Genomic DNA, 25,284 nt, shown 5'->3' with positions numbered 1-25,284 from the left:
GTCTTGGCCAACGCCACCGTTTACGCAGCGCTGATTCAAAACGAGCCACAATCGCTTAAAGCAAAACTGGGTATGGTTGGTCCGCGAGAAAGCAATGCGCCTGACGAAAACGCTGAACTCCCTTAAAGCGCATGCTCTTCCTGACTTTGTTGCATTGACCACATGCGGGCATACGCGCCTTGCGCCTCGAGCAACTGCGCATGGGTACCCTGCTCCACTATGGCGCCTTGATCCAGCACGATGATTTCATGTGCGTCGACAACTGTCGACAGTCGATGGGCGATGATCAAGGTGGTTTTGTTGTTTGCCGCTTCCCGCAACTCCGATTGAATTGCTCGCTCATTGCTGCTGTCTAGCGCGGAGGTGGCTTCATCAAAAATAAGAATGAAGGGATTTTTTAGCAGCGTTCGCGCAATGGCCACACGTTGTTTTTCACCACCCGACAACTTCAAGCCACGCTCGCCCACCATGGTTTGGTAACCTAGGGGTGTAGACGCAATGAAGTCATGGATGCGTGCTGCCCTTGCGGCTTGTTCGACTTCTTCTCTAGAAGCAGAAGGCCGACCATAAGCAATGTTGTAGTAAACCGTGTCATTGAACAAAACGGTGTCTTGCGGAACGATGCCAATGGCCTGACGCACACTTTTTTGCGTTAAATGGTTCAAGGGATGTCCATCAATACGCACCACCCCTTGCTGAACATCGTAAAACCGAAACAATAAGCGCGCCAAGGTTGACTTGCCCGACCCAGAGGGACCCACAATAGCCACGGTTTTACCTGCAGGAATGGTGAAGCTCACGTCTTTCAAGATAACCCTGTTTTGCTCATAAGCAAAATGCACATGTTCAAAATGGACACTGGGTGGACTCTCAAGGCTAAGCTGTTGTGCGTTGGGCGCATCGGCAACTTCACGCTCCTTCTCAAGCAAATTGAACATACGGTCTAAATCTGTCAGGCTTTGTTTGATCTCACGGTAGATCACACCTAAAAAATTCAACGGTATGTAGAGTTGAATCATGAAGGCATTGATCATCACCAAGTCGCCCAAGGTCATGTGGCCATCGACCAATCCCTGTGTGGCTCGCCACAGCATGGCCACCAAAGCCACAGCGATGATGAGTTGTTGACCCATATTGAGGGCACTCAATGAGTTTTGTGCTTTGATGCGGGCTAGGCGTAATTTGTTCAAATTTTCGTCATACCTATTGGCTTCAAAGCCTTCATTTCCAAAATATTTGACGGTCTCGTAATTCAGCAAAGAGTCTATGGCACGTGTGTGAGCACTGGAGTCAAACTCATTGACTTGTTTGCGAAACTGGGTACGCCATTCCGTCACTGTCACGGTGAAATAAATATACAAACCCAATGCACACAAAGTGATGATGGCGTACCACTTGTCAAACTGAATGCCCAAGATACTCAGTACCAACACCACCTCGATCAAGGTTGGCACGATGCTGTAGAGCGAATAGGCAATCAGCGACTCAATGCCACGCACGCCTCTCTCAATGTCACGGCTCATGCCGCCGGTTTGTCGTTCTAAATGAAAACGCAAACTTAATTCGTGTAAATGCTCAAAGGTTTGTAAGGCAATGGTGCGGGCTGCACCTTGTGTGGCTTTGGCAAAAATCAACTCACGCAACTCGGTGAACGCAGAGACCGATAAACGCAGCAAGCCATAACCGATGAGAAGGGCAACCGGCACCACCAATAGCATTTGTACGCCTGTAGGCTGAGGTGTCATGCGATCGATCAAGGTCTTTAGAAGTATGGGGACGCCTACGTTTGCAAGCTTGGCCCCCACCATGAATGAAAGCGCAGCCACCACACGCCATTTGTATTCCCATAAGTAGGGGAACAAACGTGCCAAGGTTTGCCAATCTGAGACCGCAGGGGCAGGCGTGGCTGTATCAGACAGAGTAGGTGAAGGGCTAGTAGAAGGGCGCATACAGCACAATAGCGAAAGAATGAACAACTAGGATTGTGCCTGTGACTGATACCTCTGATCTGCGCTTTACCGTCAAAGCCCTTCCCACAGACCAAGAGTTGGTCCTCAAAGTCATCCCCATGCCAGCCGATTGCAATGCCAACGGCGATATTTTTGGCGGTTGGGTGATGGCGCAGGTCGACTTGGCAGGTGCAGTTTTGCCAGCACGCTATGTCAACGGCCGTTTAGCCACTGTTGCTGTCAATGAATTTGTGTTCAAGCAGCCCGTGAAAGTCGGTGACATTTTGAGCTTTTTCAGCACTATCACCCGCATTGGTAATACCTCTATCACGGTCAAAGTAGAGGTGTTTGCCGAGCGATTTACCCTTCAAGGCACCTATTTGAAAGTGACCGAAGCCATGGTGACTTATGTGGCGATTGACGCCCAAGGCAAGCCCCGACACATTCAACGCAAAGACGCTTGATAGTTTTTTACTTGGATACTTAACCAGTCGCGGAATTTTTTCAACATGGGGTGTGGTTGGCTGTGATAGGGCCAAACCAAGTAATAACTGCTGCTGTGCACTGGCTCAACGGGACTCAAGCAGCGCAGCGCCCCGTGCTGAATCAAGCCATGCGCAACAGACCTTCGGGTCAGGGCAATACCCATGCCTAATTTGGCAGCCTCGAGCAAGTGAGTCGAGTCTGTAAAGAGCAGATGGGGCGAGGGAGGATCATCTTCTGTGTGGGCACTTTGCAACCAAGACGACCAACTTTCGCCTGAGTGCAGCAAAGGGTATTTCATCAAAGACTTGAAAGTTTTGAATGATTGATGACCTACCAACGAAGGGGCAGCGACCAAGACCAAGCTGTCACCCATGAGGTGCTCTGTTTGCAAATTTGGCCATTGCCCATGGCCAAATCGCAATGCCGCGTCAATTCTGTTTTTTTCAAACTCTATAAACGATAAACCCGCATGCAAGCTCAGCACCAACTCAGGGTAGGTTTGTCGTAAATCAGCTAACCGTGGAATCAACCAATGCGTGGCAAAAGAGGGGAGTACTGCGATGGACAAGGTGGCTTGATGGCTTGGTTTTCTGAGTTTTTGGGTGGCCTGATTCAACTCGTCCAAAGACTGCCTGACTTGGTAAGCGTAGGTTCGACCCGCCTCGGTCAAGGTCATTTGTCTGGCCAGGCGCTCAAACAAAGCAACACCCACCATATCTTCCAAACTTTTGAGTTGGTGGCTCACTGCACTGTGGGTAAGGTTTAACTCTTTGGCCACGGCGTTAACACGCTCAAGTCGGGCCATGGCCTCGAAAGCTTTTAATGCGCTCAACGGTGGAATACGCGACGTCATGTTAAAAAAATTCACCTGTTCTGCAAATAAATTGATGATCACAGTGATGGATCGTCTTGTTCAATACAACTCTTAAGCCATATTGCTTGAACAAAAAGGAGACCCGCCATGGTGACAGATGAGATTCGTGCATTTTTGAGTGATTATTTTGATGTGCTACAGAACCAAGACATGTCCTTATTCGATAAAGTTTTTCACCAAGATTGTGTACTGTATTCAACCCAAGATGACCTAACTGTGGTTCGCCCCTTCAAGGCTTATCGCGAAATGGTTCAAGGCCGCGCTTCACCCGCATCAATTAACGCGCCACGTCAAGACACTATATTGATGCTGGATGTGCTGTCCGATGAAATGGCCTTGGCCAAAGTTCAGTTGCGCTTGTTTGACAACATCATGGTGGACTACCTGAACCTGATGAAGGTCAAGGGCCGTTGGACCATCGTTGCCAAGCATTTTTGGCGCAAAGGGCCAGCCATTTGATCAGTGAAACACAGGCTTGCGCTTTTCCATGAAGGCCCTGAAAGCTTCGATAGCCGCGGGCTCTTTAAGCATTCGACCAAACACCATGCCTTCTTGCTGGATGCGCTCCAACACCTGCGGTGTTTGAGCGGCCTTCATTAAGCGTTTGGTTTCCATCAGGGAAGACAAAGGCTTGGTCGCCATTTTGCGGGCTTGCTGTTGGGCGTAGGCATTGGCCTCAGCAGGGGGTAGCACTCTGCTGATCAAGCCTATTTCCAAAGCTGTTTCAGCCAAAAAGGGCTCGCCCATCAACAAGGCTTCTGCGGCACGCTGGTAGCCCATGAGCTGAACCGCCAACAGGCTGGAGCCAGCCTCAGGACACAAACCTAAATTCACAAACGGCATAGAAAATGCTGCGTTGTCGCCTGCGTAAACCAAATCGCAATGAAGCAGCAAGGTGGTGCCTATTCCCACCGCAGGACCGCACACCGAGGCCATCAAGGGCTTGGCAAAAACTGCAATGCCTCTTAGAAAGCGAAAAACGGGGGAGTCCTCACCTGCTGCAGGTTGCTGCAGAAAGTCGGCAATGTCGTTGCCGGCGCTGAAAACAGTTTCATGACCCTGGATCAGCACAACCTTGGTCTGCAAATCCGTTTGAGCAGATGCCAAGGCTTGGGCTAACTCAGCGTACATGACAGAAGTGAGTGAATTTTTTTTGTCGACTCGGTTGAGGGTCAGCGTTAGAACGCCGCTTTCAAAGTGTTGCAAAACATGGCTCATATCAGTGGTACTTTTAAGTGAGTTACTCAACACGATTCCAGAATTGGGTGCGATAAAAGGGGCCAATATAGCCTCGCACTTGCAAACGTTTTCCACCTTCAATCGGCACCATTTTCACGGTGTAAATCTTTCCGTTCGTGGGGTCAAGAATTTTTCCCCCACCCGCCCATAAATGCTCTTCTTCTTTGCCTTCGCGCTTTAAGCCTCGCAAAATCTCCATACCGATGATGGGTTGTCCTTTGCGGTCATCTACGCATTTGTCGCAGTTGGGTTTGGCATTGGGATCTTCTTTAAGTGCTCGTCCCACAACACCCACCAGCGCCCCATCCTTTTCAAAAATCCGCACCTCCCCTTTGGGTTGGTTGGTTTCATCGTCAATGGTGTGCCACAAACCGACGGGCGTCATTTGAGCAAAAGCTGTCATGGCGGTCATGCTGAGCAAAAAAGAAAAGATTTTTTTCATCGGTGTCTCCTTGGTGGGTGGGGCATTAAGCAAAAATTTCTTGGGTATCCATCAACACGGCGCTTCCTGCGCGAGCAGTTTGCATCAAACTTGCAGTCTCAGGCAACAACTTGGCAAAGTAAAACCTGGCGGTTTGCAATTTGGCTTTGTAAAACGGATCACTACTGCCCTGGGCGATTTTTTGTAAAGCTACTTTGGCCATACGCGCCCAAAAATAGGCAAAAACCAAATGACCTGTCACACGCAAGTAATCGACCGCTGCTGCCCCTACTTCATCCGCATTCGACATGGCCTTCATGCCAATTTCACCTGTGAACTGGGTCATTTGCTGGCCTAGCTTTGCCAAAGGCTGAATGAACTCGGCCATATCCTCGTTGTCGGTTTCTTCGGCGACCAAGGTGGCAATGAATTTGCCAAATTTCTTTAATGTTGCACCTTGGTTACCCAGCACCTTACGCCCTAATAAATCCAAGCTTTGGATGGTGTTGGTGCCTTCGTAAATCATATTGATGCGAGAGTCGCGCACAAATTGCTCCATGCCCCATTCGTGGATGAAACCGTGGCCGCCGAACACCTGCATACAAGACGAGGTTGCTATCCACCCGTTGTCGGTGATGAAAGCTTTGACAATGGGTGTCAGCATGGCCACCATCTCCAGCGCTTCAGCACGCACGGCGGCATCTGGGTGGTGTAACTCTTGGTCAATCAGCAAGGCGCAATAAAGATTCAAGGCTCGGCCACCTTCTGCGTAAGCTTTGGCGGTCAAGAGCATTTTGCGAACATCGGGATGAACCAAGATGCTGTCAGCGGGTTTATCTGGGCTTTTGACACCTGAGAGGCTTCTGGACTGCAAGCGGTCTTTGGCATAAGCCAAGGCATTTTGGTAAGCCACTTCGGTCAATCCCAGCGATTGCATGCCCACGCCTATGCGTGCAGCGTTCATCATCACAAACATCGCCGCCAAGCCTTTGTGCGGTTGACCCACCAAGGTTCCCACCGCACCATCGAGCACCATTTGGCAAGTGGCATTGCCGTGAATACCCATTTTGTGTTCCAAGCCACCGCAGTAAATAGGGTTGCGCTCTCCCAAACTGCCATCGCTGTTGACCAAAAACTTAGGCACCACAAACAGACTGATGCCTTTGCTACCGACAGGCGCATCCGGCAGCCGTGCCAGCACCAGATGAACAATATTGCTCACCAAGTCGTGCTCACCTGCGCTGATGAAAATTTTGTTACCAGTGAGTTTGAAACTGCCATCCGCTTGCGGCTCGGCCTTGGTGCGCAGCAATCCCAGATCGGTGCCGCAGTGGGATTCTGTCAAACACATGGTGCCCGTCCATTCGCCATTGGTGAGACGCGGCAGGTACATCTGCTTTTGTTCTTCTGTGCCATGGGCATGCAAGCACTCATAAGCACCGTGGGTCAGTCCTGGGTACATGGTCCACGCTTGGTTGGCACTGTTGAGCATTTCATAAATGCATTGGTTCACCACAATCGGCAAGCCCTGCCCGCCGTATGCAGGGTCGCAGCTGAGTGCGGACCAGCCAGCTTGCGCAAATTGTTCAAAGGCTTGTTTGAAACCGTTGGGCGTGGTGACTTCATGGGTTTTGTTGTCTAACTGGCAACCTTGCTTGTCACCTACTTGGTTCAAGGGCATCAAGATCTCTGTAGCGAACTTACCGCCTTCTTCCAATACGGCAGCGATGGTTTCAGCGTCAAGCTCTGCATGGGTAGGTAAGCTTTTCAGCACACCTGGCAAATCCAAGACTTCATTCATCACAAATTGCATATCGCGCAATGGCGGTGTGTAGCTGGGCATGATCAATCTTTCCTTAGGTTGGGGACGCGCCGTAGCGCAACAAAATATGTTGAAAGCCGCGTTGAGCGCGGTCTAGGCTTTTGTCTGTTTTGAGAAATCGTGCTTCGTAATGCAAGGCTAATATCAAGCCGTGCAACTCAAATGACATTTGGGCGGCGTCCGTGTTCTCAGCCAAATGACCTTCTTCACGCGCTTTCAATACACAGCGATTCAAAGCGCTGAGCCATGTCTTGACAGAGCTGGCCAAGGCATCACTGACAGGCCCAGGTCTGTCGTCAAACTCTGCTGCGCCGCTGATATACAAACACCCTGAGTCAATTTCAGCCGAGGTACGCTTCATCCAGTTGGCGAAAAGCGCTTGAAGACGAGGCAGTCCACGGGCTTCTTGCATAGCGGGGTAAAACACTTCCAATTCAAATCGATGGTGGTATTCACGAACCACGGATATTTGCAACTCTTCACGAGAACCAAAGTGTGCAAAAACACCCGATTTGCTCATCTGCATCACTTCTGCAACCGCGCCAATACTCAAGCCCTCAATACCGATTTGGGTAGCAAGACCTAGAGCAGCATCAACAATCGCGCTTTTGGTTTGCTTACCTTTTTGCATTAATCGACCCCTGCCGTTATCGGCCTCTGGATCGGGAATATCAGTCATGTCGGGTTGTGAAGTCACAGGCATTTGCATAAAAATAGAACGACCGTGCTATTTTACGCTATTTCGCGTGTGATGCTTACCTAACAGCAATAAAAAGGAGGGTTTCGCATCAAGCTTTAAACTAACCCGCATGAAAATCACACGTATTTTGGCCATTCGCCACGGGGAAACAGATTGGAATGTGCAGACCCGAATTCAGGGACAAATGGACATCCCCCTCAACGACCATGGGCGTTGGCAAGCACAACAACTTGCGAAAGCCTTGGCCGATGAGGACATTCATGCAGTCTATGCCAGCGATTTAAGCCGAGCATTTGACACTGCACAGGCCGTGGCCGCGACAAAACAAATACCTGTCCACGCCAGAACCCCTCTTCGCGAGCGTCACTTTGGCGATTTTCAAGGCCACACTTGGCAAGACATTCAAAACCAGTGGCCACAAGACGCAGAGCAGTGGCGAGAGCGTCACCCTGAATGGACGCCGCAAGGAGGCGGCGAAAGCCTGGTCATGTTGCACGCCCGTATAGCAGCCTTGATTCACGAAATGGCATCCCCGCATACAGGGCAACAAGTGCTGTGGGTCACCCATGGCGGTGTATTAGATATTCTTTACCGCATGGCAACACGCCAAGATTTACAAGCCGCGCGAACCTGGGGTTTGCGCAATACCGCCATCAATCGATTGCTTTGGACGCCTGAGGGTCTGCAAATCGTGGGCTGGGCTGATGAAGCGCATTTGGAAGCATCCAAGGATGAGTCCAGCGCTTGATGCGCACTCACTCGCCAAACAAACCGCTTTCCCTCTGAGGCGCCGCCACCCCCAAATGCCGATAGGCCGCCAAAGTAGCGATGCGGCCCCGCGGTGTGCGCTGCAAAAAACCCTGCTGAATCAAAAACGGCTCTATCACATCTTCGATGGTGTCACGCTCTTCGCCAATGCTGGCCGCGATGTTGTCCAAGCCCACGGGGCCGCCGTCAAAGCGGTGAATGACGGCTTCCAACAACTTGCGGTCCATCAAATCGAAACCTTGCGGGTCCACATCGAGCATTGCCAACGCAGCCTGCGCCACGGCTTGTGTGATGCGCCCATCGGCCTTGACCTCGGCATAGTCGCGCACCCGCCGCAGCAAGCGGTTGGCAATGCGCGGCGTGCCGCGCGAGCGACGGGCGATCTCAAAGCCCCCTTGCTCGTCGAGCTGCGCTTTGAGCAAACCGCCGCTGCGCATGACGATGCGCTGCAACTCCTCGGCGCTGTAAAACTCCAAACGCGCCACGATGCCAAAGCGGTCGCGCAGCGGGTTGGTCAACATGCCGGCGCGGGTGGTGGCCCCCACCAAGGTGAAAGGCTGCAAATCGAGCTTGATGCTGCGCGCTGCCGGTCCCTCGCCGATCATGATGTCGATTTGGTAGTCCTCTAGGGCGGGGTACAAAATCTCTTCCACCACGGGCGACAAGCGGTGGATTTCATCGATGAACAACACATCGTTTTTTTCCAAGTTGGTCAGCAGTGCCGCCAAATCCTTGGGCTTTTCCAACACAGGCCCACTGGTTTGGCGCAGGTTCACACCCAGCTCTTGCGCAATGATGTGGCTGAGCGTGGTTTTGCCCAAGCCCGGCGGCCCAAACAGCAGCACATGGTCGAGGGCTTCATCGCGGTTGCGTGCCGCACCAATGAAAATCTCCAACTGCTCGCGTACCTTGGCTTGGCCTACATACTCTTGCAGCAGCTTGGGGCGCAAGGCACGCTCAATCGCTTCTTCGCGTGGGCTCACCGGCGCGGCCGACACCACGCGTGGTGCAGTATTGAAGTCTTCGCCAAAGTTATCGGTTTGTATGCTCATCGCTTGACTTACCGCGCCAATGCCTTGAGCGCGAACTTGATGCCCTCGCTCACACCTAAGTCTGCTGGCAAGGCTTTGAGGCTCAAGGCCGCTTCTTTGTCGCTGTAACCCAGTGCCACCAGCGCTTGCAAGATGTCGTTTTGGCTGCTATTGCCCACGGGTACCGAAGACGGCCCCAAGTCCGCGCCCATCTTGCCTTTGAGTTCGAGCAGCAGCCGCTCGGCGGTTTTTTTGCCAATGCCAGGGATTTTCACCAAGCGACCCGCCTCTTGCAAGGTGATGGCTTGGCCCAACTCGGCCACGCTCATGCCGCTGAGCACACCCAGTGCCATGCGTGGGCCCACGCCCGAAATTTTGATCAACTGGCGAAACGCGGTGCGTTCCTCGGGCGAACCAAACCCATACAGAATTTGCGCGTCTTCACGCACCACAAAATGGGTTAACAGCGACACTTTTTCACCCACAGCAGGAAGGTTGTAGAAGGTGCTCATGGGCACATCCACCTCGTAGCCCACGCCGTGGCAATCCACCAAAACTTGGGGCGGATTTTTTTCGCTCAGGGTGCCGCTCAACTTGCCGATCATTGAATGCCTATCATTGGGGAAATTTCAACGGATTATCAACTTGATTCTGCGCCACACTTTCAGCCCCTCCAACAACACCCGACTTGGCCACGTGTGTGGCGCCATGGATGAGCATTTACGCACCATAGAGCTCGGCCTGACTGTCAAGATTTCACATAGCCATGAGAAATTCAGAATCGATGGTCACAAAGCCAAAGCAGAGCGAGCCCTTGAAGTGCTTCAGGCTCTTTACGAACGAGCGGCCAAGCCTATTGCCAAGGAGCAGGTGCAACTGATGTTGGCGGGGGATGCGCACATGGCCGTCAACAGGGATGGTTCTTTGATGCTTTCAACGCGTCGCAACGATGTCCAAGCACGCACCCCCACCCAAGCCCTTTATTTGGAAAACATCGCACAACACGACATCACTTTTGGCATTGGACCGGCAGGTACAGGCAAAACCTATTTGGCAGTTGCCAGCGCGGTCGATGCACTGGAACGAAGTGCGGTGCAACGCATCATCTTGACCCGTCCCGCTGTGGAGGCAGGAGAAAAACTGGGTTTTTTGCCTGGTGATTTGGGGCAAAAGGTTGACCCTTATTTGCGCCCTTTGTACGATGCTTTGTACGAGTTAATGGGTTTTGACAAAGTGCAAAAAGCATTTGAGCGCAGTGCTTTGGAAATTGCTCCGCTGGCATTTATGCGTGGACGCACCTTGAGCAATGCTTTCATCATTTTGGATGAGGCACAAAACACCACGCCTGAGCAAATGAAAATGTTTCTCACCCGCATCGGGTTTGGGGCGAAAGCGGTGATCACAGGCGACGTAAGCCAAATAGATCTACCCAAAGGCAGTCCCAGTGGTTTGGTGGAGGCAGAACATGTTCTGCGAAGAGTGTCAGGCATTGCCATCACCCACTTCACCAGCAAGGACGTGGTGCGCCACCCCTTGGTGGCACGCATTGTGGATGCCTACGACAAACAGCGTAAAGAGGTTTGAGCATGTCAATGGCCAAGCTTCAACTCTCTTTGCAATTTGCCGACATTCCTCATGCAACAAGACACCGCACTGCGCTGTCTCGACACATGGTGACACGCTGCATTCGACATGCATTGGCAAGTGACGCCGAAATCACAGTTCGTATCGTCGGCTTGGAAGAAGGCCGCGCTCTGAACCACAGTTACCGTAAAAAAAATTACGCCACCAATGTGCTGACCTTTGAATACGCGCAGTCACCTGTGGTGATGGCAGATTTGGTGTTGTGTGCGCCGGTGATCGCCAAGGAAGCCAAAGAACAGGGCAAAACGCTGGCGGCGCATTACGCGCACTTACTGGTGCACGGCACACTGCATGCCCAAGGCTGGGACCATGAAACTTCTTTGACCGATGCACACGCCATGGAAGCGCAGGAAATGGCCATCTTGGCGGGTCTGGGCATTGCCAACCCTTACCGTTGAGACGCTTCTTCGTCCAATAAACGCACCCTGACCGACTTGCCCTTGATGCGGCCTTTGGACAAACGCTCAACCGCTGTGTGCGCAATAGCCCGGTCAACCGCCACATAGATAGAAAACTCGTTCACATTGATCTTGCCAATTTGCGTCGCTTCAAAACCTGCTTCGCCTGTCATGGCACCCAACACATCGCCAGCGCGGATTTTTTCTTTGCGCCCACCCACAATTTGCAAGGTGCGCATAGGGGCTTGCAGCTTGTCCCCCACTGCAACCGTCAGCTCAGATAGGGGGGCCCACTTTGATTCTTGGGCCTGTAACACCTCGATTCGCCCGACCGCCCCCATCTCATCCAAACTGGCCAAGGTCAGCGCCAAACCTTGGGCATCCGCTCGACCAGTACGGCCGATGCGGTGTATGTGCAATTCGGCGTCTGGCGTGACGTCCACATTGATCACCGCATTCAACTGGCTGATGTCCAAGCCACGCGCTGCCACGTCTGTTGCCACCAACACCGAGCAAGAACGGTTGGCAAACTGCACCAGCACCTGGTCTCGCTCGCGCTGCTCCAACTCGCCATACAGCGCCAGCGCGTCAAAACCTTGGGCTTGCAGCACCGCCAACAACTCGCGGCATTGCTGCTTGGTGTTGCAAAACGCGAGTGTCGATTCGGGCCTGAAGTGGTTCAGCAGCAAAGACACCGCATGCAGTCGCTCGTCTTCACGCACCTCGTAAAAAATTTGGCGGATTTTGTCCGCTGCATGCACGGTTTGCACTTTGATTGTTTGTGGCTCGCGCATGAACTGCGCCGACAGTTTGGCAATGCCCTCGGGATAAGTGGCCGAGAAAAGCAAGGTTTGTCTTTGCACCGGGCATTGCGCAATCAGCTGCTTCATGTCGTCGTAAAAACCCATGTCGAGCATGCGGTCGGCTTCATCGAGCACCAAGGTTTTTACCGAATCCAAACGCAAATTGCCGCGTGTCAAGTGGTCCAAGATGCGTCCAGGCGTGCCCACTACCACATGCGCCCCATGCTGCAAGCTTTGCTCTTGGCCGCGCAAGGCCACACCACCGCACAGCGTCACCACCTTGATGTTGGCCGTCGCTCTGGCTAATCGACGAATTTCTGTCGTGACTTGATCGGCCAATTCTCGGGTGGGGCACATCACCAGCGCTTGCACCGCGTGAAAGTTGGCAGTGAGTTTTTCAACCACAGGCAAACCAAACGCAGCGGTTTTGCCGCTGCCGGTGCTGGCTTGGGCGATCAGGTCTTTGCCCGCCAGCGCCAAGGGCAAACTCGCCGCTTGTATGGCGGTCATCTCGGTGTAGCCCAGTTGGTCGAGGTTGGCGAGGGTATCGGGGGAAAGAGGCAGTGCGCTGAAAGCTTGGGTCATAGGGGGATTATCGGTGGCTAAATTCGTACCTGACCCCAATTGTTTATTTACTTCAAATCCCGCACATCATCGAAATGCGCTTCCACATCGTTGGGCAGCAATTGAATGGTGGCTCTAAGACCAGGTACAGCACTCATCAGGGCTTGTTCCACGCTGGTGCGCAAAGCTGCAGCTCTTCCCAACGACCAACTCGCGGGCATATGCATATGCATATCAACAAAGCGGCGTTGCCCTGCTTGACGGGTGGTGACATGGTCAAAACGAATGATCTGCACTTCACCCCGATGGTGCTCAAAGCCGTCTAAGACTTCCTTGATTTGCGCCAGCACTTCGGGTTCTACCGCTTCATCCATCAAGCCTTGAGAGGAGCGCCAAATCAGGTTAAAGCCTTCTTTCAAAATATTCAATGCCACACCCATGGCGACCAGCGCATCCAGCCATAACCAACCGGTGAAATAAACCATGGTCAGACCGATCACCACCCCAGCCGAGGTCCATACGTCGGTGACCAAATGCTTGGCATCGGCTTCCAAGGCAATAGAGCGATGCACCTTGGCAGCACCAAACATCACCCATGCCAAAAAAGCATTCAAGGCAGAACTTGCCACCGACAGCGCCAAACCCCAGCCCAAATCTTCCACAGGCTGCGGGTCAAAGATGCGATGCGCGGACGCCCAAATAATGGCCGCTGCTGCGCCCATGATGAGCACACCTTCAAACCCAGAGGAGAAATACTCGGCCTTGTGGTGACCGTAGGGGTGCGCTTCGTCAGCAGGTTGTTGTGCCACTGTGACCATCACCAACGCAAAGATGGCGCTGGCTAAATTGACAAACGACTCCATGGCGTCGGACAACAGACCCACTGAATCGGTGATGTACCAAGCCAAGGTTTTCATCACAATGGTGATGATGGCCACCACCACAGATGCCCACAGCAGCGTTTTAGGTTGGAGTCGACGGAGAAAATTCATCAAAAAGCCTCATGGTGGCCGGGGCTTCAAGCGTTTCAAGCAAGGTGAACCCGGGCAAACTTGCGCTTGCCGACCTGCACCACATACGTACCCGCCGCAAGCTTCAAGCCTTTGTCGCTGATCACGCTGCCATCAATGCGAACACCGCCACCGTCGATCAATCGGCTGGCCTCGCTGCTCGATGGTGCCAAGCCTGCGCTTTTCAGTAGCGCTGAAATGCCCAGTGGTGCGCCGCTCAGGTTCACCTCGGGAATCACGTCGGGGATGCCCCCTTTGCTGCGGTTCACAAAATCTTGTTCGGCCGCATCGGCCAAGGCGGCGCTGTGAAAACGGGTGGTGATTTCTTTGGCCAACATCACCTTGGCGTCGCGCGGGTTGCGCCCCCCATCGACCTCGGCCTTCAAAGCGGCAATGGCCTCTATGCTTTGAAAGCTCAGCAAGGTGAACCAGCGCCACATCAAGGTGTCGCTGATGGACAGCACCTTGGCAAACATGGTGTTGGCGTCTTCAGCAATGCCGATGTAATTGTTTTTGCTTTTGGACATTTTGTCCACGCCGTCCAAACCTTCGAGCAAAGGCATGGTCAAAATACATTGCGGTTCTTGACCGTACTCTTGCTGCAAATGGCGCCCCATGAGTAGGTTGAATTTTTGGTCGGTGCCGCCCAACTCCAAGTCGCTTTTCAAGGCCACGCTGTCATAGCCTTGCATCAGCGGGTACAAAAACTCATGAACGCTGATGGATTGGCCGCCGTGAAAGCGTTTGTGAAAGTCGGCACGCTCCATCATCCGCGCCACGGTGTAGCGCGACGCGAGTTGGATCATGCCGCTGGCCCCCAAAGGCTCGCTCCACTCGCTGTTGTAGCGAATCTCGGTCTTGGCCGGGTCCAGCACCATGCTGGCCTGCTTGTAATAGGTATCGGCATTGAGCTTGATTTGCTCGGGCGTCAATGGCGGGCGGGTGCTGTTGCGCCCCGAAGGGTCGCCGATCAACGAGGTGAAGTCGCCGATCAAAAAGATCACCTGATGCCCCAAATCCTGCAATTGGCGCATTTTGTTGAGCACCACGGTGTGGCCGATGTGGATGTCCGGCGCGGTGGGGTCAAGTCCCAGTTTGATGCGCAAGGGCGTGCCACTGGTGTGAGAACGCTGGAGTTTTTTCAGCCACTCTTGCTCGGGCAGCAATTCCTCGCAACCACGTTGGCTGACTTGCATGGCATGCAAAACCTCTTGCGAAATAGAGATTTCCGTCGTAGATCCTTGATTCATATAAAAATTTAAGGTTTATGTCGGTAAAAAGTGCTTGTATACTCTGCGCTCATTTGAATGGGCTTGGAACTTTCTTTTGCCTGCCAGTTTTAACCACAGGATATTGCAGTTTGCAACAGTTTGATACGCCATCTTCGCAAGACGCTGTGCCCTCATCCAAAACATGGATAGGGCACATCAGTCTGTTGCTGCTCTTGGGCGCAGGAGGCGCACTGGCTATGGTTGGATTGTCGCCGCTTTCTTCCTCACTTCCCGTCAAGCAGTTGGTAGAGTCCGTCAGCACCCTTTCTCTAGACAATCAAATGCAAAGTTTGGGAAGGGGCAGTATTCGCCTTTACCGCGCTGAGACTTCCCGCTCTAGCGACAGCGCTGATAGTTTATTGGCCCGATTGAATGTGAGCGATGCGCAGGCTGCTGACTTCATGCGTGCGAATGCCTTGGTGCGTAGCAATTTGCTTGGCCGTGCTGGCCGTTTGATCCGCGCCGAAATGGACGATGACAACCGCTTGCTGCGATTGACAGCCCGTTGGGCCACTGACAGCAGCGTCAGCTTTCAACGCTTGGTGATTGAACGTCAAGAGCTAGGCTTTCTTGCCCGACTTGAAAGCGGCGAACTTACACCCTCTGTTCGGCTTTCCAGTGCATTCATTCAAAGCTCTTTGTTTGCCGCCACGGATGACGCACACATACCCGACAGCATCGCGGTTCAGTTGGCTGAAATTTTTTCAGGCGATATCGATTTTCACCGCGCCCTGCGAGTTGGCGACCGCTTCAGTGTGGCCTATGAATCCTTGGAAGCGGATGGCGAGACCATCAAGTCCGGCAAGGTCTTGAGTGCAGAATTTGTCAACCGAGGTAAGTCATTTCAAGCCATGTGGTTTCAAGAAAACAACAGCCACCCAGGAGGTTATTACACCCTAGACGGGCAAAGTTTACGTCGTACCTACTTGGCTTCCCCGCTGACTTTCTCGCGCATCAGCAGTGGTTTCAAAATGCGCTTTCACCCCATCTTGCAGACTTGGCGTGCTCACTTGGGGGTGGATTACGCGGCCCCAACTGGTACCCCTGTGCGCGTTATTGGGACGGGTGTGGTCGAAAGTGCAGGTAATCTGGGTGGCTATGGCAACGCAGTCGTGGTGAAACACCCTAACGGCCATTCCACGGTTTACGCCCATTTGAGTCAAATGTTAGTTAAACGCGGTCAGTCAGTTGCGCAAGGTCAGTCCATTGGCAAAGTGGGCTCTACGGGCTGGGCCACAGGCCCGCATCTGCATTTTGAGTTTCGCGTTAACGGCAAACACCAAGACCCTTTGGTGATGGCGCGGAAAAACGAGAGCGTGCCCGTATCTGCCCAAGCACGCACCGCATTTGATCAGTTGGCAAAGCAGGTGAGCCAACAATTGGCCTCAGCCTCGCTGGCGCTGCCTGCACCCTGAACGCACTATGTCCACGCTCTATATAGGCGTGATGTCGGGAACCTCACTTGACGGGGTCGATGCGGTTTTGGTGGACTTTGCATCTGGTTGCAGTGTCTTGGCTCACCAGACACTTCCCTTCCCACCACTTTTAAAGCAAACCCTGTTAGACCTCAACCATGCTGGTTTGAACGAACTGCACCAATCTGCAATCGCCGCCAATGCCTTGGTCAAGGTCTACGCCCATGCCATTCATTTGTTGCTTGAACACCAAGGGCTAGATGCTGCTTCGGTTAGGGCTGTTGGCGTCCATGGGCAAACCGTTCGTCACCAACCGGGCTTACATGATGGCGTGGGCTACACCCTGCAACTCAATAACCCTTCTTTGCTGGCCGAGCTTTGTGGCGTCGATGTGGTGGCCGATTTTCGCAACAGAGATGTTGCGGCCGGCGGCCAAGGTGCGCCTTTGGTACCTGCATTTCATCAATCGCTGTGGGGCGACACGGCAGAAACTACGGCCATACTCAATATTGGAGGCATGGCCAACCTCAGCATATTGCACCCAGATAAAAGTGCTTCAGGTTTTGACTGCGGGCCTGGCAATGTCCTACTCGATCTCTGGTGCCAGCAACACCTTGGACTTGCCTTCGATGCAGACGGCGCTTGGAGCGCCAAAGGAACACAGTCTGAAGCGTTGATCGAACACCTACTGACCGAGCCTTTTTTTGCACTTGCACCGCCTAAAAGTACAGGCCGCGATTTGTTTCATGCACACTGGCTTGCTGAACACCTGTCGGACTTCCAAGCCTTGTCGCCTGTGGATGTTCAATCCAGCTTGGTACACCTGAGTGCTCGCAGTGCCACAGAGGCTGTGGCTCGTTTCGCACCTGAAACGAGTCGTTTAATGGTTTGTGGCGGCGGGGCCTACAACCTGCACCTGATGTCACTGCTTGGCCGCTATCTTCCAAAGGTTGAAGTCAGCACCACAGCGTCCCATGGCTTGCCGCCACTGCAAGTCGAAGCTGCTGCGTTTGCATGGCTGGCCAGACAGTTTGTCTTGGGTTTGCCTGGCAACCTGCCTAGCGTGACAGGAGCCAAAGGCTTGCGTGTCTTGGGCGGGCTGTACCCCGCTTAAAACTTAAGCAGAGAAGGAAGAACCACAACCACAGGTAGAAGTGGCATTGGGGTTTTTAATGACGAACTGGGCACCTTGCAAATCTTCCTTGTAGTCGATTTCAGCGCCTAGTAAATACTGGTAACTCATGGCGTCGATCAGCAGAGACACGCCATTTTTAGACATGGTGGTGTCGTCTTCATTGGTGATCTCATCAAACGTGAAGCCATATTGAAAGCCCGAACAGCCGCCGCCTTGTACAAAGACACGCAATTTCAAATCGGAATTGCCTTCTTCAGCGATCAAATCGGCCACTTTGGCAGCTGCGCTGTCAGTGAACACTATGGGTTCGGGCATGGTGGTAGGTGTTGCTTCAGCTAAGGCACTCATAGCGCACTCCAAAATCTTGATGTCTTAATAGTAACCTAGTTTACTCAACAATACCCGAGAGAGGGTTATTGCCAGGGCATGAAAAAAGCCGCCAGCAGGAATGCCAGCGGCTCTTGTTTGGGCTTGCCCACGCCAAGTGGGCATAACAGCATCAGCGTTTGCTGAACTGCTTGCGGCGACGAGCGCCGTGCAAACCGACCTTTTTACGCTCGACTTCACGCGCATCGCGGGTGACAAAGCCTGCTGCGGACAGCACGGGTTTGAGCGTTGCGTCGTAATCGATCAGGGCGCGGGTAATACCGTGACGAGCGGCACCCGCTTGTCCAGATTCGCCACCACCTTGCACATTGATTTGGATGTCGAAAGATTCGGCATGTTGAGTCAAAAACAAAGGTTGCTTGGCGATCATGATGGATGTTTGACGACCGAAGTATTCGGCGATGTCTTTGCCATTGATCTTGATTTGACCTGTGCCTTTTTTCAGAAACACGCGGGCAACGCTGGATTTGCGACGGCCGGTGCCATTGTTCCATTCACCAATCATTTCGACGCTCCTGAGATGTCCAGCACTTTAGGCTGTTGGGCGGTGTGGGGATGCTCGGCTCCGCCGTACACCTTGAGCTTTTTGATCATGGCAAAACCCAAAGGACCTTTGGGCAGCATGCCTTTGACAGCTTTTTCCAAAGCACGGCCAGGGTGCTTGGCTTGCATATCGCGAAAGTTCATGCTGGAGATGCCACCTGGGTAACCAGAATGGCGGTGGTACATCTTGTCTAAAGACTTGTTGCCTGTGACACGAATTTTGGCTGCGTTGATGACGACAATATAGTCGCCGGTATCGACGTGGGGCGTATAAATGGCTTTGTGCTTGCCGCGTAAACGGAGGGCTGCTTCGCTGGCAATCCGTCCGAGCACCTTATCGGTGGCGTCAATCACAAACCACTCATGCGTCACGTCAGCGGGTTTTGCGCTGAAGGTGGACATGTTTTTCCTAGAGTGGGTTGTGAGGCCCTTTTCCACGGTCGGTGTTCCTCTGCTGGGAACCTCTTAGGTGGGGATGAAAACTCCGCCGCGGGGCCTTGTTCGCTGCGAAGCCTGACATTCTATGCCATTTACTGGCCTTTTTAGCTATTTTGCTTTGGGCGAGTTACGATAGTGCATGTTCAGTTACCGTCACGCCTTTCATGCAGGAAACCATGCCGATGTCTTAAAACACACGGTTTTGATCTCTGCGATGAATTATCTTGCACAAAAAGAGGTTGGTTACACCGCCTTAGATACCCACAGCGGCCCTGGCCTCTACAAACTTGACAGTCCAGATGCCAAACAAAGTGGTGAAGCACAGGAAGGCTTGTTGGCACTGATTCGTAACAAATCCAAGCTATCTGGCCCGATGGCCCCTGCTTTGCTGGCCTACCGCGCCGTACTCGACCACTTCAACCCCCAAGGCGGCTTGTTGAATTACCCCGGCTCTCCTTTCATTGCCCATCATCTGTTGCGCGAGCAAGACAAGCTGAAGTTGTTTGAACTGCATCCTACAGATATCCGCAATTTGGTAGCCAATGTCGAAGCTTTACAAGCTGGACGCCAGACTATGGTGATGAATGAAGATGGGTTTTTAGGACTGCCCAAATACTTGCCGCCGCCTACCCGCCGAGGCTTGGTGTTCATAGACCCCAGTTATGAAATCAAACTCGATTACGAGCGTGTGGTGGTGGCTGTGTCAACTGGCTTGCAGCGATTTGCCACAGGTACTTTTGTGGTGTGGTACCCCATCATTCCGCGTCCCCAAGCGCACAGTTTGCCTCGCCATTTGACCAATTTGGCTCGCCAATCTAACCGGCCTTGGTTACATGCAACTTTGCGCATCCGCTCAGGGGCTCAAGGCCCACAGGCGGTCACGGGAGACCCTGTCAAACGTTTGGGCTTGGTTGAAAGCGGCATCGTGGTGATCAACCCACCTTTCACTTTGAAAGAAGAATTGGAAGCGGCTTTGCCTCAAATGGTGCAACTCATGGGGCAAGACAAACAAGCCGGTTTCACACTGATCACCGGTTAACCAACCGCCCGGTTGGCTAATTGATATACTGCTGCCAAACCCTGTTGACCAAGGGCAATGGAGCTTCCCATGTACACACAGGCTTTGGACCTGAATCCCCCACTGAACAACGCCACTGTCGCCTCGACAGATGCAGACAAACAAGCCCACTTTGAAGAAACCATCAACCGCGAAGGCAAGATAGAGCCGCGCGACTGGATGCCCGAGCACTATCGCAAAACGCTGGTGCGTCAAATCAGCCAACACGCGCACAGCGAAATTGTGGGCATGCTGCCCGAGGGCAACTGGATCAGCCGTGCGCCCAGTTTGAAACGCAAAGCCATCCTGATTGCCAAAGTGCAAGACGAAGGTGGTCATGGTCTGTACCTGTACAGCGCCGCCGAAACATTGGGCACCAGCCGCGACCAAATGCTCGAAGCCTTGCACAGCGGCAAAGCCAAATACAGCTCGATCTTCAACTACCCCACCTTGACTTGGGCCGATGTGGGCGTGATTGGTTGGTTGGTTGATGGCGCGGCCATCATGAACCAAATACCGCTGTGCCGCTGCTCTTATGGGCCCTATGCCCGCGCCATGGTGCGCATTTGCAAGGAAGAGTCTTTTCACCAACGCCAAGGGTTCGAATCGCTGATGGTGATGATGCAAGGCACGCCCGAGCAACAAGCCATGGTGCAAGACGCGGTCAACCGCTGGTGGTGGAAATGTTTGGCCATGTTTGGACCGCCCGACAGCGACAGCCCCAACTCAGCGCAAAGCCAGCGTTGGGGCATCAAGCGCATCAGCAACGACGATTTGCGCCAAAGCTTTGTGGATGCGACCGTGCCGCAAGCCAAGATTTTGGGGGTGAGCCTGCCCGACCCCGATTTGAAATGGAACGAAGAACGCCAGCACCACGACTACGGCGCCATCGATTGGGACGAGTTTTGGGCCACCGTCAACGGCAACGGGCCTTGCAACCAAGAGCGCTTGGCCACCCGCGTCAAAGCCTGGGACGACGGCGCTTGGGTGCGTGAGGCAGCGCTGGCACACGCGCAGAAACAACAAGCCCGACAACTGAAGGAGGCCGCATGAGTTCAACCCCACATGAATGGCCGCTTTGGGAGGTATTTGTACGAAGCAAGCAAGGTTTGGAACACCGTCATTGCGGCAGTCTTCACGCCAGTGACGCAAAACACGCTATGCAGATGGCGCGTGACGTCTATACCCGCAGACAAGAGGGCGTGAGCTTGTGGGTAGTGGCCTCTGCCAACATCCACGCCAGTGAACCGCATGACAAAGCCGCTTTGTTCGATCCTGCTGGCGACAAAATTTTTCGCCATCCCAGTTTTTATGTGATTCCCGACGAAGTCGGGCACATGTGATGGACTCGCCGCAACTGCCTTTGCTGCTGCACTTGGCGGACAACTGCTTGGTCTTGGGTCAACGCAATGCCGAGTGGTGTGGTCATGCCCCCGTCTTGGAAGAGGACATCGCATTGGCCAATCACAGCTTGGATTTGATTGGCCAGTCTCGCTTGCTTTACCAATACGCGGCAGAGTTAATCGGTAAAAGCGAAACCGAGGACAGCTTGGCATATTTTCGTGATGCGCCAGCGTTCAGAAACTTCACCTTGCTAGAGTTACCCCACCATGGGCCGCTCGCTCCCAGTGGCAGCAGTTCGCGTGACTTCGCCACCACTTTGGTTCGTAATTTTTTATACAGCGCTTGGGCTTTGGGCACGTGGACACGCTTGGCCAAATGCGGTGATGCGCAACTTGCAGCGATTGCGGCCAAGGCAGTCAAAGAAACCCTCTACCACTGGCAATATGCGCAAGATTGGGTGATTCGCATGGGGGATGGCACCACAGAGTCGCAGCTGCGAGCCCAAACTGCGCTGGAGCACCTCATGCCGTTCACACAAGAGTTTTGGATGCCTTTGGCACACGCCGAGGCTGCGCAAAGTGTGGGGGTGATGCTTTCCCATGCAGACGCACAAGCCGAATGGAATGTTTTGATTGATGAGGGGTTGCTACAAGCTTGTTTGAAGCGTCCAACGCAGGGTGGTTTTGTGCCCAGTGGCAACCACGGCATCCATTCTGAGCACTTGACCTACCTTTTGAGCGAAATGCAAAGCTTGGCGCGAGCACACCCTAGGGCGGTGTGGTGAGCCTATCCTCCATGCGCACCGATATGGTGGCGGTCAATGCTGCGCTAGATCAACTATGCGACCCGGAAATACCAGTGGTGAGTTTGCGAGAGATGGGTATCTTGCGCGACGTGCAAATATCCGATAAAGGTGTGGAAGTGGTCATCACACCCACCTACAGCGGTTGTCCGGCGATGGAGCAAATCCATGATGATATTTTGCAATGTCTTCAACAACTCGGTGTGCACGGTCAAGTCAAAACCCAACTTGCGCCCGCTTGGACCACCGACTGGATGACCCCCGCCGCTCGCGACAAACTCTTGGCATATGGTATTGCCCCACCTCATTGCCAAAGCATCAACACGTCGCAAGTGGTGCGTTTAGCCCGTCGCTTGCAAGATGATGTGATTGCCTGTCCTCGCTGTGGCTCCACCAACACCACCATCACCTCTGCGTTTGGCTCGACCGCTTGCAAAGCATTGTGCAAGTGTTTAATTTGCGAAGAGCCATTCGATTATTTCAAGCCCTACTGAATTCTCCATGAGCACCGTTCCTACTTTTCACAAGCTGCAGGTGGTGCGACTGCGCACAGAAGGCGTGAATGGCAAAGCCATCACCTTGCATGTACCAGACGCTTGGCGTAAGTTATTTAATTTCAAACCAGGCCAGTACATGGTGGTGCGAGCTGACATTACGGGTCAATCATGTCGACGCAGCTACTCTGTATGCAGTACGCCAGAACGTCTTCTTGCAACAGGCGAGATCGAGATTGGCGTTCGCACTGTGACGGGTGGTGTGTTTTCTGTGTGGGCTAATCATGATTTACATGTTGGCCAAAGCTTGGAGGCCATGCCGCCTGAAGGTCGTTTTGTGTCTACGCAAGACCAAGTGCGTCATACGGTGTGCTTTGCTGCTGGCTCGGGCATCACGCCTGTTCTGTCCTTAATTGCCAGCGGTCTTGCGTCGAACTCGCACAGTCGCTACAGCTTGGTGTATGGCAACCAACGCATGCAAAGCGTCATGTTCAATGAAAGCCTGCAAGACTTGAAAGACCAATACCCTCAACGCTTGTCGCTGATGCATGTGCTGTCACGCCAAGAGCAAGACATCGCATTACTGCACGGTCGTATAGACGAAGACAAAGTGATAGCGCTTACCAGCAGCCTCTTGCCTGCAAGCGATATGGATGAAGTCTTTGTTTGCGGTCCCAATGCCATGATGCAAGCCACCGTCGCTGGTCTACTGCGAGCAGGTGTAGACCCTGAGCGTATTCACAACGAGCATTTTGGTGACATTACCCCTGAGCCAAAACCTGCAATTCGACAACCCAAGGCCAACGCCAAAGAGATTGACCTGCACATCATTTGCAATGGTAAACAGCACAGTGTGCCCATGTCTGCTGTGGACAACCCCTTGGCTGCAGGCCTGCAAGCCGGTTTGGATTTACCCTACTCTTGTCGCAATGGCGTGTGTTGCACCTGTCGCGCCAAGGTCATGCAGGGGCAGGTCAGCATGAACAAAAACTTCACACTGACCAAAGAAGAAATAGCGCAGGGCTTTGTGCTCTCATGCCAAGCCAAAGCGCTCACGCCTAAACTGGTGCTTAGCTTCGATGAGCGCTAAGTCTTAAACACCCAGCCTGAGGTTGTGACAGATTTGTTTAACTGCAGTACTTTGGTTCATGGTGTAGAAGTGCAAACCAGGCACGCCAGCGTTTAGCAACTGGTCGCACAAATCCGTCACTACCTCTAAACCAAATGCTTTGATGGATGCGCTGTCGTCGCCATATGACTGCAAACGCAAACGAATCCAACGGGGAATTTCAGCGCCACACGCATCTGAAAAACGCATCAACTGCGTTGAATTGATGATAGGCATGATGCCCGGTACCACAGGGATGTCGGCGCCTTGTTGGTAGGCTTCATCGACAAAGCGGAAATACGCATCGGTGTTGTAAAAATACTGAGTAATGGCCGAACTGGCACCAGCCTTGACCTTGGTCACATAGGCTTGTACATCGGCCTGGGGAGACTTGGCTTGGGGATGTACCTCGGGGTAACAACCCACCTCGATATGGAAATGGTCTCCTGCTTCAGCGCGGATAAAAGCCACTAATTCGCTGGCATAACGAAACTCGCCAAAGGTGCCGTGACCACTGGGCAAGTCGCCACGCAAAGCCACCATGCGACGAATGCCTGCTGCTTTGAACTGTGCCAACTGTTCGCGCACGCTGTCGCGCGTGGCACCTATACATGAAAAATGTGGTGCGGCATCGTGGCCTTCAGCCAAGATGGCTTGCACTTGCTGCAAAGTACCGTCTTGCGTGGAACCACCCGCGCCATAGGTGACACTGAAAAAGTCTGGTTTCAGTGCGTATAAATCATGTCGAACATGCTGCAACTTGTCAGCGCCTTGAGCAGTCTTAGGTGGGAAAAATTCAAAGCTGATGGGGGTTTGTAGGGTGTCGCTCATGCGGGACTCCTGAGGTGAATAAAAAATTCGTGGTTGCCGTCGCCGCCAGTGATGACACTGGGCAACCAATGACAGACCACCAACTCCAAATCTGTTGCTGCCGAGCGCAAGCGTTCCTCTACTTGTTGGTACTTGGCAGAATCATTGACCAAGCCGCCTTTGCCAATATCACTGGCTTGCAACTCGAATTGTGGTTTCACTAACAACAACATTTGGCCTTGTTCAGAAAGCAATGGTTTCAATGCAGGCAGCACCAAAGTCAAGGAGATGAAACTCAAGTCGGCCACGATCAAAGCAAAGCCATTTGCCTGACCACACTGAGCCAAACTCAGCCCCCTTGCATTGCAATGTTCTATGCAAACAACACGCGGGTCTGCAAGTAAGCGAGGATGAAGTTGGCTATGGCCAACATCCACACCCGTGACTTTTGCAGCACCGTGCTGCAACAAACAATCGGTGAAACCGCCGGTGGACTGCCCTACATCGAGGCAGGTCCAACCTTTGACTTGCAAGCCTGTGTCACGCATTGCACCTTCGAGCTTCAAGCCCCCACGCGAGACATAACGGATCTCGCCATCGTCTTGCAGCAGCAACTCCGCTGCTTGGGGTAATACAGCACCATTTTTGTCAATGCGTTGCCAGGCTTGCTGACCTACTCGCCAATCCACACCCGCAGCGATCAAACGCTGCGCTTGTGAACGCGAGTTGGCCAAACCGCGCTCGACCAGCAACTGGTCTGCGCGCGGCATA

General features: G+C 53.0%; 29 protein-coding genes. 13 read left to right on the top strand and 16 right to left on the bottom strand.

Annotated elements, in window-relative coordinates; genetic code table 11:
* Positions 1–122: 122 nt before the first annotated feature.
* Positions 123–1,949, bottom strand: coding sequence for an ABCB family ABC transporter ATP-binding protein/permease (locus tag AC9UEO_RS02100; protein WP_509529249.1), 1,827 nt, complete (start codon positions 1,947–1,949; stop codon positions 123–125).
* A gap of 41 nt (positions 1,950–1,990) precedes the next feature.
* Between AC9UEO_RS02100 and AC9UEO_RS02095 the strand changes: the two genes are divergently transcribed.
* Positions 1,991–2,413: an acyl-CoA thioesterase gene (locus AC9UEO_RS02095; RefSeq protein WP_509529247.1), complete on the top strand. Its 423-nt coding sequence runs from the start codon at positions 1,991–1,993 to the stop codon at positions 2,411–2,413.
* On the opposite strand, the gene AC9UEO_RS02090 is transcribed toward AC9UEO_RS02095, so the two are convergent.
* Positions 2,395–3,288 (bottom strand): LysR substrate-binding domain-containing protein, encoded by an 894-nt coding sequence (locus tag AC9UEO_RS02090; RefSeq protein ID WP_509529245.1) that lies wholly within the window; start codon positions 3,286–3,288, stop codon positions 2,395–2,397. The two genes, AC9UEO_RS02095 and AC9UEO_RS02090, sit on opposite strands and share 19 nt — an antisense overlap.
* 108 nt (positions 3,289–3,396) lie before the next feature.
* Between AC9UEO_RS02090 and AC9UEO_RS02085 the strand changes: the two genes are divergently transcribed.
* Positions 3,397–3,768, top strand: coding sequence for a nuclear transport factor 2 family protein (locus AC9UEO_RS02085; RefSeq protein ID WP_509529243.1), 372 nt, complete (start codon positions 3,397–3,399; stop codon positions 3,766–3,768).
* On the opposite strand, the gene AC9UEO_RS02080 is transcribed toward AC9UEO_RS02085, so the two are convergent.
* From AC9UEO_RS02080 to AC9UEO_RS02065, 4 genes are read right to left on the bottom strand one after another with little or no spacing between them, the layout of a single operon-like run.
* Positions 3,769–4,527: an enoyl-CoA hydratase gene (locus tag AC9UEO_RS02080; protein ID WP_509529241.1), complete on the bottom strand. Its 759-nt coding sequence runs from the start codon at positions 4,525–4,527 to the stop codon at positions 3,769–3,771.
* 22 nt (positions 4,528–4,549) lie between these two features.
* A complete protein-coding gene (locus AC9UEO_RS02075) occupies positions 4,550–4,990 on the bottom strand; it encodes a DUF2147 domain-containing protein (RefSeq protein ID WP_509529238.1) in 441 nt (146 codons plus the stop codon).
* A gap of 25 nt (positions 4,991–5,015) precedes the next feature.
* Positions 5,016–6,812, bottom strand: coding sequence for an acyl-CoA dehydrogenase C-terminal domain-containing protein (locus AC9UEO_RS02070; protein ID WP_509529236.1), 1,797 nt, complete (start codon positions 6,810–6,812; stop codon positions 5,016–5,018).
* Positions 6,813–6,825: 13 nt separating this feature from the next.
* Positions 6,826–7,470 (bottom strand): TetR/AcrR family transcriptional regulator, encoded by a 645-nt coding sequence (locus tag AC9UEO_RS02065; RefSeq protein WP_509529233.1) that lies wholly within the window; start codon positions 7,468–7,470, stop codon positions 6,826–6,828.
* A gap of 130 nt (positions 7,471–7,600) precedes the next feature.
* On the opposite strand from AC9UEO_RS02065, the gene AC9UEO_RS02060 reads away from it, so the two are divergent.
* The gene (locus AC9UEO_RS02060; RefSeq protein ID WP_509529231.1) at positions 7,601–8,239 is read left to right on the top strand and encodes a histidine phosphatase family protein; all 639 of its coding nucleotides are present in this window, start codon (positions 7,601–7,603) and stop codon (positions 8,237–8,239) included.
* A gap of 7 nt (positions 8,240–8,246) precedes the next feature.
* Here the strand turns inward: AC9UEO_RS02060 and ruvB are convergent, their stop codons facing one another.
* Together ruvB and ruvA are read right to left on the bottom strand one after the other, a co-directional pair.
* Entirely contained in the window at positions 8,247–9,311 is a 1,065-nt protein-coding gene (gene ruvB, locus AC9UEO_RS02055) for a Holliday junction branch migration DNA helicase RuvB (protein WP_509529228.1), read from the bottom strand.
* Between the two features lie 8 nt (positions 9,312–9,319).
* Positions 9,320–9,895, bottom strand: a complete 576-nt coding sequence (ruvA, locus tag AC9UEO_RS02050) for a Holliday junction branch migration protein RuvA (RefSeq protein ID WP_509529226.1) — start codon at positions 9,893–9,895, stop codon at positions 9,320–9,322.
* Positions 9,896–9,935: 40 nt separating this feature from the next.
* Here ruvA and AC9UEO_RS02045 point away from each other — a divergent pair, with 40 nt between their 5' ends.
* Both AC9UEO_RS02045 and ybeY read left to right on the top strand, forming a co-directional pair.
* Positions 9,936–10,874, top strand: coding sequence for a PhoH family protein (locus AC9UEO_RS02045; protein ID WP_509529224.1), 939 nt, complete (start codon positions 9,936–9,938; stop codon positions 10,872–10,874).
* A 2-nt stretch (positions 10,875–10,876) separates the two neighbouring features.
* On the top strand, positions 10,877–11,332 hold the full coding sequence (ybeY, locus tag AC9UEO_RS02040) for an rRNA maturation RNase YbeY (protein ID WP_509529221.1): 456 nt from the start codon (positions 10,877–10,879) through the stop codon (positions 11,330–11,332).
* On the opposite strand, the gene dbpA is transcribed toward ybeY, so the two are convergent.
* Genes dbpA through tyrS form a run of 3 tightly spaced genes read right to left on the bottom strand, consistent with a single transcriptional unit; the run spans position 11,323 to position 14,959 of the window.
* Positions 11,323–12,720 carry an ATP-dependent RNA helicase DbpA gene (gene dbpA / locus AC9UEO_RS02035; RefSeq protein WP_509529218.1) on the bottom strand — a complete coding sequence of 466 codons (1,398 nt, stop codon included), beginning with the start codon at positions 12,718–12,720 and terminating at the stop codon, positions 11,323–11,325. The two genes, ybeY and dbpA, sit on opposite strands and share 10 nt — an antisense overlap.
* Positions 12,721–12,767: 47 nt before the next feature.
* Entirely contained in the window at positions 12,768–13,691 is a 924-nt protein-coding gene (locus AC9UEO_RS02030) for a cation diffusion facilitator family transporter (RefSeq protein ID WP_509529215.1), read from the bottom strand.
* Between the two features lie 35 nt (positions 13,692–13,726).
* On the bottom strand, positions 13,727–14,959 hold the full coding sequence (tyrS, locus tag AC9UEO_RS02025; protein WP_509529212.1) for a tyrosine--tRNA ligase: 1,233 nt from the start codon (positions 14,957–14,959) through the stop codon (positions 13,727–13,729).
* A 110-nt stretch (positions 14,960–15,069) separates the two neighbouring features.
* Between tyrS and AC9UEO_RS02020 the strand changes: the two genes are divergently transcribed.
* Positions 15,070–16,395, top strand: coding sequence for a M23 family metallopeptidase (locus AC9UEO_RS02020; protein ID WP_509529209.1), 1,326 nt, complete (start codon positions 15,070–15,072; stop codon positions 16,393–16,395).
* A gap of 7 nt (positions 16,396–16,402) precedes the next feature.
* Positions 16,403–17,509: an anhydro-N-acetylmuramic acid kinase gene (locus AC9UEO_RS02015; RefSeq protein WP_509529206.1), complete on the top strand. Its 1,107-nt coding sequence runs from the start codon at positions 16,403–16,405 to the stop codon at positions 17,507–17,509.
* Between the two features lie 3 nt (positions 17,510–17,512).
* Here AC9UEO_RS02015 and erpA read toward each other — a convergent pair whose 3' ends face one another.
* From erpA to rplM, 3 genes are all read right to left on the bottom strand, one after another.
* Entirely contained in the window at positions 17,513–17,878 is a 366-nt protein-coding gene (gene erpA / locus AC9UEO_RS02010; RefSeq protein WP_509529203.1) for an iron-sulfur cluster insertion protein ErpA, read from the bottom strand.
* A gap of 151 nt (positions 17,879–18,029) precedes the next feature.
* On the bottom strand, positions 18,030–18,422 hold the full coding sequence (gene rpsI, locus AC9UEO_RS02005) for a 30S ribosomal protein S9 (protein WP_509529200.1): 393 nt from the start codon (positions 18,420–18,422) through the stop codon (positions 18,030–18,032).
* Positions 18,419–18,862: a 50S ribosomal protein L13 gene (rplM, locus tag AC9UEO_RS02000; RefSeq protein WP_509529197.1), complete on the bottom strand. Its 444-nt coding sequence runs from the start codon at positions 18,860–18,862 to the stop codon at positions 18,419–18,421. Before rplM ends, rpsI begins: the two co-directional genes overlap by 4 nt.
* A 175-nt stretch (positions 18,863–19,037) precedes the next feature.
* Between rplM and AC9UEO_RS01995 the strand changes: the two genes are divergently transcribed.
* From AC9UEO_RS01995 to AC9UEO_RS01970, 6 genes are all read left to right on the top strand, one after another.
* A complete protein-coding gene (locus AC9UEO_RS01995; protein WP_509529194.1) occupies positions 19,038–19,937 on the top strand; it encodes a 23S rRNA (adenine(2030)-N(6))-methyltransferase RlmJ in 900 nt (299 codons plus the stop codon).
* Positions 19,938–20,006: 69 nt separating this feature from the next.
* On the top strand, positions 20,007–21,008 hold the full coding sequence (paaA, locus tag AC9UEO_RS01990) for a 1,2-phenylacetyl-CoA epoxidase subunit PaaA (RefSeq protein ID WP_509529191.1): 1,002 nt from the start codon (positions 20,007–20,009) through the stop codon (positions 21,006–21,008).
* The gene (paaB, locus tag AC9UEO_RS01985; protein ID WP_509529188.1) at positions 21,005–21,298 is read left to right on the top strand and encodes a 1,2-phenylacetyl-CoA epoxidase subunit PaaB; all 294 of its coding nucleotides are present in this window, start codon (positions 21,005–21,007) and stop codon (positions 21,296–21,298) included. The genes paaA and paaB overlap by 4 nt, the downstream gene beginning before the upstream one ends.
* Positions 21,295–22,083: a 1,2-phenylacetyl-CoA epoxidase subunit PaaC gene (gene paaC, locus AC9UEO_RS01980; RefSeq protein WP_509529186.1), complete on the top strand. Its 789-nt coding sequence runs from the start codon at positions 21,295–21,297 to the stop codon at positions 22,081–22,083. The genes paaB and paaC overlap by 4 nt, the downstream gene beginning before the upstream one ends.
* A gap of 11 nt (positions 22,084–22,094) precedes the next feature.
* Positions 22,095–22,595 (top strand): 1,2-phenylacetyl-CoA epoxidase subunit PaaD, encoded by a 501-nt coding sequence (paaD, locus tag AC9UEO_RS01975; RefSeq protein WP_509529713.1) that lies wholly within the window; start codon positions 22,095–22,097, stop codon positions 22,593–22,595.
* Between the two features lie 7 nt (positions 22,596–22,602).
* Positions 22,603–23,685, top strand: a complete 1,083-nt coding sequence (locus AC9UEO_RS01970; protein ID WP_509529183.1) for a 2Fe-2S iron-sulfur cluster-binding protein — start codon at positions 22,603–22,605, stop codon at positions 23,683–23,685.
* A 3-nt stretch (positions 23,686–23,688) separates the two neighbouring features.
* Here the strand turns inward: AC9UEO_RS01970 and metF are convergent, their stop codons facing one another.
* Together metF and AC9UEO_RS01960 are read right to left on the bottom strand one after the other, a co-directional pair.
* On the bottom strand, positions 23,689–24,534 hold the full coding sequence (metF, locus tag AC9UEO_RS01965; RefSeq protein ID WP_509529181.1) for a methylenetetrahydrofolate reductase [NAD(P)H]: 846 nt from the start codon (positions 24,532–24,534) through the stop codon (positions 23,689–23,691).
* Positions 24,531–25,283 (bottom strand): TlyA family RNA methyltransferase, encoded by a 753-nt coding sequence (locus tag AC9UEO_RS01960; protein ID WP_509529179.1) that lies wholly within the window; start codon positions 25,281–25,283, stop codon positions 24,531–24,533. The genes metF and AC9UEO_RS01960 overlap by 4 nt, the downstream gene beginning before the upstream one ends.
* Position 25,284 lies beyond the last annotated feature (1 nt).

Origin of the sequence: Limnohabitans sp., from assembly GCF_040401495.1 — a bacterium.
GTDB lineage: Bacteria > Pseudomonadota > Gammaproteobacteria > Burkholderiales > Burkholderiaceae_C > Limnohabitans.
The sequence above is the reverse complement of the archived record's forward strand: the minus strand, read 5'-3'. Positions and strand labels throughout refer to the sequence as shown.